The sequence below is a fragment of the Nonomuraea sp. NPDC049504 genome (assembly GCF_040676845.1).
GTDB lineage: Bacteria > Actinomycetota > Actinomycetes > Streptosporangiales > Streptosporangiaceae > Nonomuraea > Nonomuraea salmonea.
Genome location: NZ_JBFAPT010000002.1, coordinates 705,036 through 711,359, shown reverse-complemented (window position 1 = coordinate 711,359; position 6,324 = coordinate 705,036). Strand labels below are relative to the sequence as shown.

Annotated in this window: 4 protein-coding genes and 1 pseudogene; 2 read left to right on the top strand and 3 right to left on the bottom strand. The window is 69.7% G+C overall.

What is annotated here, in order from left to right:
* Positions 1–417: 417 nt before the first annotated feature.
* Positions 418–2,241: a DNA helicase RecQ gene (gene recQ / locus AB0K28_RS06465; protein WP_364365844.1), complete on the top strand. Its 1,824-nt coding sequence runs from the start codon at positions 418–420 to the stop codon at positions 2,239–2,241.
* 643 nt (positions 2,242–2,884) lie between these two features.
* Here recQ and AB0K28_RS06460 read toward each other — a convergent pair.
* The 3 genes and pseudogenes from AB0K28_RS06460 to AB0K28_RS06450 all read right to left on the bottom strand — a co-directional run bounded on the left by AB0K28_RS06460 (position 2,885) and on the right by AB0K28_RS06450 (position 5,479).
* Positions 2,885–3,121, bottom strand: a complete 237-nt coding sequence (locus AB0K28_RS06460; protein ID WP_364365880.1) for a hypothetical protein — start codon at positions 3,119–3,121, stop codon at positions 2,885–2,887.
* A 582-nt stretch (positions 3,122–3,703) separates the two neighbouring features.
* Positions 3,704–3,892 (bottom strand): annotated as a pseudogene (locus AB0K28_RS06455) (maleylpyruvate isomerase N-terminal domain-containing protein); the annotation flags it as partial.
* 780 nt (positions 3,893–4,672) lie between these two features.
* Positions 4,673–5,479 carry a lysophospholipase gene (locus AB0K28_RS06450; RefSeq protein ID WP_364365841.1) on the bottom strand — a complete coding sequence of 269 codons (807 nt, stop codon included), beginning with the start codon at positions 5,477–5,479 and terminating at the stop codon, positions 4,673–4,675.
* A 134-nt stretch (positions 5,480–5,613) separates the two neighbouring features.
* Between AB0K28_RS06450 and AB0K28_RS06445 the strand changes: the two genes are divergently transcribed.
* Positions 5,614–6,303: a 2OG-Fe(II) oxygenase gene (locus AB0K28_RS06445; protein ID WP_364365838.1), complete on the top strand. Its 690-nt coding sequence runs from the start codon at positions 5,614–5,616 to the stop codon at positions 6,301–6,303.
* The last annotated feature ends 21 nt before the right edge of the window (positions 6,304–6,324 follow it).

Below are 6,324 nucleotides of genomic sequence, written 5' to 3'. Positions count from 1 at the left end.
GGTTCGACAAGCTGGCCGTGCGCTACGAAGCGACCGTCCACATCGCCGTGATCGACACCTGGCTATGAGCCCACCACTTCTGAAACGCGCCCTAGTTCGCGATCACCGGTGGGACGTTCCACAAACGATTGATCGGCACACCGGCGATCACTCGGACGGTCGGCTACGGCGCGCTCGATCGCATGCATCGACCGGCGCAGGGCGTACGGGAGAGGCGACCGCCTGAGTACGGTAGACGTGCAGCACGATCCCTCGGCCACCCCTGGTCGACAGGTGGGGCCGTACCGCCCCTCGTGACGGTCTCGGCCTCCGGGGAGGTCGAGACCCCCGTATTTGGGCGGTTTCGTAGGCTGCTGCCCGGCTCCGCCGTCGGCGGAACCGGCCATCCGCCCGCCACCGAACACGTAAGGTAGCCGCATGGATACCCCCACCGACGTCCTGCACCGCGTGTTCGGCTACGACTCCTTCCGCGAGGGCCAGCAGGAGATCATCGATCACGTGGTCGCCGGGGGTGACGCGCTCGTCCTGATGCCCACCGGCGGCGGCAAGTCGTTGTGCTACCAGATCCCCGCCCTGGTGCGCCGAGGCGTCGGCGTGGTCATCTCCCCCTTGATCGCCCTGATGCAGGACCAGGTGGACGCGCTCAGAGCGCTGGGCGTACGCGCCGGGTTCCTCAACTCGACGCAGGACTTCGACGAACGCCAGCTCGTCGAGTCGGAGTTCCTGGCCGGCGAGCTCGACCTGCTCTACCTCGCCCCCGAGCGGCTGCGCGTCGAGGCGACGCAGCGGCTGCTGGCCAAGGGCGACATCTCGGTGTTCGCGATCGACGAGGCGCACTGCGTGGCGCAGTGGGGCCACGACTTCCGTCCCGACTATCTGGAGCTTTCCCGGCTGCACGAGCTGTGGCCGGAGGTGCCGCGCATCGCGCTCACCGCCACCGCCACGCCGGCCACCCACCGCGAGATCTCCTCCCGGCTCAACCTCGACCAGGCCCGCCACTTCGTGGCCAGCTTCGACCGCCCCAACATCCACTACCGCATCACCGCCAAGAACGACCCCAAGCGGCAGCTGCTGGAGTTCCTGCGCACCGAGCACGACGGCGACTCCGGCATCGTCTACTGCCTGTCCCGCTCGTCCGTGGAGAAGATCGCGGAGTTCCTGGCCGACAACGGCATCGCCGCCGTCCCCTACCACGCGGGACTCGACGCGCGCACGCGCGCCCACCACCAGGCTCGCTTCCTGCGCGAAGACGGGCTCGTGGTGGTGGCCACGATCGCGTTCGGCATGGGCATCGACAAGCCTGACGTGCGGTTCGTGGCTCACCTCGACCTGCCGAAGTCGGTGGAGGGCTACTACCAGGAGACCGGGCGGGCAGGGCGCGACGGGCTGCCGGCGACGGCGTGGATGGCGTACGGGCTGCAAGACGTCGTCCAGCACCGGCGCATGGCCATGGAAGGCGACGACGCCCACCGCCGCCGCCAGGTGCTCCACCTCGACGCGATGCTCGCGCTGTGCGAGACGGTCGGCTGCCGCCGCACGATGCTGCTCGACTACTTCGGCCAGGAGGGCTCGCAGCCCTGCGGCAACTGCGACACCTGCCAGGCCCCGCCCGAGTCGTGGGACGGCACGGTCCCCGCCCAGAAGGTGCTGTCCACCGTGCTGCGGCTGGCACGTGAACGGCGGCAGAAGTTCGGGGTGGGGCAGGTGGTCGACATCCTGCTCGGCAAGAAGACCGCCAAGGTGATCCAGCACGACCACGACACGCTGACGGTCTTCGGCGTGGGCACCGACCTGGGCAACGCGGAGTGGCACGGCGTCGTACGCCAGCTCCTCGCCCAAGGTCTGCTGGCGGTGGAGTCCGACTACGGCGCCCTGGTGCTCACCGACGCCAGCGCCGACGTGCTGCGCGGCCGGCGCGAGGTGCGGCTGCGCCGCGACACCCTCCGCCCGGCCCGCGCCAAGGTGGCCGGCTCGGCGAAGTCCGCGAAGGCGGCCGTCGAGCTGCCCGCCGAAGCCGCCCCCCTCTTCGAACGCCTCCGCGCATGGCGCGGCGCCACCGCCAAGGAGCAGGGCGTCCCCGCCTACGTCATCTTCCACGACGCGACCCTCCGCGAGATCGCCACCGCCCGTCCCACGTCCCTGGCAGAGTTGAGCAAGGTCAACGGCGTAGGCGAGAACAAACTCGCGAAGTACGGCGAACAAGTCCTGGAAGTCCTGCAGGAGGACACCCCCGCTCCGTAACCGCGAGCGTCCGGAAGCCACGCGGCCACAACACTCGGGGGCCGAGCCCCTAGGCCGACCACCAGCGCATCGCCCAACCAACCGACCCCACCACGGACAGTGACGTGAGGAGCGTTCAGCCACCGGAACCCGGCTGCACAACACCACCCCACACGTCGTACGATCACTTTGTACGGAAATGTCAAACCGCACACCGTGACGCGGCTCTTGGTAGAACCCGACGACGTTCCGACCGATACGGTGAGAAGATCGGTTAAGGTATCCAGCCACGGCTGGAAGGCCACCCAAGCCACACCGTGCCGGAGGGACGGTAACCCGTCCGGTCTGAGTCCGCGAGGCGACCCCTTCGTCCACCGCGGACCGGCCGGCCAACGTGGTGGCGACGACCGTTCTTCGTGCGGCCGTCGCCACCACCACGAGCCCCCTCACCACCCACCGCGCCACAGCCTCCTCGAACGCCCAGCCAGCAAAAACCCGCCACCTTGGGCCCTTCGGAGCAGAGCCCACAAGCGGAACCTCCGGCCCAAACCCGCGCTCTCCAAGCCCGTGGACGAAGCCACTGATGCAGACGCCGCAGCCACGACGGAGACCCTTTACACAGGTGGCAGAGAACGCAGGTGGCGAAGGGCTTCGGCACAGGTGGTCAGTGGAAAGGGGTCCAGGTGGGGTCGCGGCCGAGGTAGGCGAGGAGGTGGTCCTGGGCGGGGGCGTGCGGAGGGACGGCGAGGGGTAGGGCGAAGCGGGCCGGGCGCTCCTGAGCGGTGACGAACAGCCGGGCCAGGTCGAGCAGTTCTTCGGCCAGGAGAGGCGGAAGCGGGTGGCGTTCACCGCACGCCATGGCCACGTCCCAGCCGTGGACGGCGATCTCGATCGCGCCCACCGCCGCCACCATCGGACGGGTCAACCTGCGGTCGCCGACGGCGATGAGGGCGTCCCCCGACAGAGCGACCCACCGCCCCAGCGCCTCGGTGGCGCTGTCCCTCAGCAGCAGAGCCGGGTTGCGAGACCCGGGCGGACATTCATCCCCAAACCTGTCTCCAGGCTCCAGTCCCTGCGCAAGCCTGTCTCCAGGCTCCAGTCCCTGCGCAAGCCTGTCTCCAAACTCCAGTCCCTGCGCAAGCCTGTCTCCAGGCTCCAGTCCGTGCGCAAGCCCTGGGCCTTGGCCAGGCCCCGGCTCATAGCCGTGCAGGACGCCCAACCCGCGCCCCTCTTCAGGCCCGGCTTGGTGCACAGGGTCAGAGCTGCGACCGGCCCTCGGCCCGTATCCATGCGCTCGACCGAACCCGCGTCCGTCCCCCGGCCCACGCCTGTGCCCGTTCCCGGATGTAGGGCCGGCTCCGAGCCCCGGCCCGAGCTTGGGGCCGAAGCCGGGGGCGGGGAGTGGGGTTGGGCGGTGGGGGGTGGGGGTCAGGGGTGGGCGTTCGTGTTCCTTGCTCTGGGGTGTGAGCGAGACAGAGGTGCCTGCGGCTTCGGCGAGGGTTTGGAAGGAGTCCGTCAGGTGGGTCAGTAGGTGGTGCAGGGTCCAACCTGTGCAGGGGGTGGGGCGGCAGAGGGTGGCCGGGGTGACCAGGCGCAGGCTGCCGAGGGCGTACGTGATGGCTCTTTCCAGCAGTGCCACCCCTGCTTTCAGCGCCTGCTCATGCTCGCTCATATCGCCTCCTCGTAGAGGGAGACCCGTGGCGAGGCCAGAACTCATCGGGGACCGGTCAGGGCGGGTCGTGAGCTCGGCCGGGGCTGGAACCTTGTGGCGGGATTCGGAGTAGTGGGGGTGGTACGAACGACACGGACAGCGAGTAGAGGAGGGCCCAGTGAGAGTGTGGTGCGGGGTTGTGGGCGTTGCGGTCGCCATGGTGGCGGGTGGGTGTGCGGGGCAGGGTCTTGATCCGAAGGGTGAGGTTGGTGGTGGCCCTCCGGCTACGGGGGTGATGGCGGAGGACGGGGAGTCGGAGCGGGTGGTGGCCAGTCCGGCGCGGACTGGGGTGGGGTGTCAGGGGACGCCGGTGTTCCTCGGTAAGGGGTATCCGGAGGTGCGAGGGACCGCTCAGGGGGCTGAGTTGTGGGGGTTGTTGTTCGTGGCCAAGACTCCGTTGAAGCGTGGGGGCGAAGTCAAGATCGTGTGGCGGATGACCGGGGAGGGGCCACTGGAGGTTCGGGCCGGCCTGGGCGACGGTACTCACGCCAAGCTGGTCTGGGGGCCTGAGGAGCATGGCGGGTCCACTTGGCGCAGGCCGGGGCAGGAGTGGGGCACCGGGTTCGTGTTCCCGAAGGCGGGGTGTTGGAAGATCGAGCTCAGCCGCACGCGTGGCTCAGGACATGTCTGGCTTCCGGTGGAATGACACCCCGGCTCCGCCATGCCCGATCGCCTCCGTGTGCCGGCGTGGAGCGGCGCCCCTGGCGTGATGGTGACTGTTCGTACTGGATGTTGATGGTGTTATGACAGGGACTGGTCGATGAATGCGGTGACGTCGTCCAGCACCTCGTCCTTGTTCGTTTCGTTGAAGATCTCGTGGCGGGCGCCTGGGTAGATGCGTTCGGTCAGGTTCGTGCCGCGGATGGCGGTCATGCCGGTGCGGGTGCCTTCCAGGGGGACTAGCTGGTCGTCCTCGCCGTGGGCCCAGAGGGTGGGGAGGGGGCCGAGGGGGCCGGTCTTGGTGATGACGTCGAGGGTCGTGGCGAGGGCTTCGAGCGTGGCCCGCTTGAACGGGCCGTGCCAGACCAGCGGGTCGGCCGCGTACGCCTCCCCCACCGCCGGGTCGCGGGACAGCGTGGCCGGGTCGATGGGCGTGTCGGGCGGCTCCGGGTAGGCCAGCAGCTGCGGCACGACCGCCCACTCCCCGAGCACCGGCCCCGACAGGACGAGCGCGGCCAGGCCGGTGCCGTAGCGCTGGGCGTAGCGGGCCGCGATGAGGCCGCCCATGGAGTGGCCGATCATCACCACCGGTACGTCCGGATGCGCCGCCCTGGCCTGCTCCTCGAGGGTGTGCACGTCGGCCACCACGTCCTCGTAGTCCGCGATGAGCACCCGGTCGCCCTCGGACCTGCCGTGACCCATGTGGTCGAGCCCGTAGACGGCGGCGCCGTGGCGGACGAGCCGGTCGGCCACGTACTCGTACCGTCCGATGTGCTCGCCGTAGCCGTGCACGAGGAGGGCGACGTAGCGCGGCCGGTCATGGGGCCATTCGCGGACGTGGTTGACGACTCGGGTGCCGGTGAAGGTGTACTCGCGCGACGCGGCCATGCCTACTCCCCTGGGTGTTCACTCCTGGGTCCGGAGTGCGGTGAGCGTACGACGTCCGGCCCCCGCGATCAAATAGCCGGGCGCGAGGTCCGAAAACTGCCGAGTTCCGGCGAGGCGGCGGTGTTGGGAAAGGCATGGACATCGTGACGGACGAGCGGCTGGCGCGCGAGCTCGACGCGTACGGCTGCGCGCTGACCCCGCAGGTGCTCACTCCGGAGGAGTGCGTGCAGATCGCCGGCCTGTACGACGAACGCGGGCACTTCCGCGCCACCATCGACATGGAACGGCACCGCTTCGGCGCCGGGCAGTACCGATATTTCGGTCACCCGATCCCTCCTGTGATCGCACGGCTGAGGGCCGCGTTCTACGCCCGCTTGCTGCCGATCGCCCGGGATTGGGCGGCCCGGCTGGGGCAGCCCGCGCCCTGGCCAGACGATTTCGGTGAATGGCTGGACATGTGCCACCGCGCTGGGCAGACCAGGCCGACCCCGATCCTGCTCCGCTACCGCGAGAACGACTGGAACGCCCTGCACCGCGACCTCTACGGCGACCTGGTGTTCCCGCTGCAGGTGGTGATCGGGCTCGACCGGCCCGGTCACGACTACACGGGTGGCGAGTTCCTGCTGGTGGAGCAGCGGCCGCGGGCGCAGTCGCGGGGCACGGTGACGCTGCTGCCCCAGGGTCACGGGCTGGTCTTCACCACGCGCGACCGGCCGGTGCGGTCGTCGCGCGGCTGGTCGGCCGCGCCGGTTCGGCACGGCGTCAGCACCGTACGCTCCGGCCTGCGCCACACTCTCGGCCTCGTCCTCCACGACGCCACATAAGCCCCCGTCACTCCTCACGCC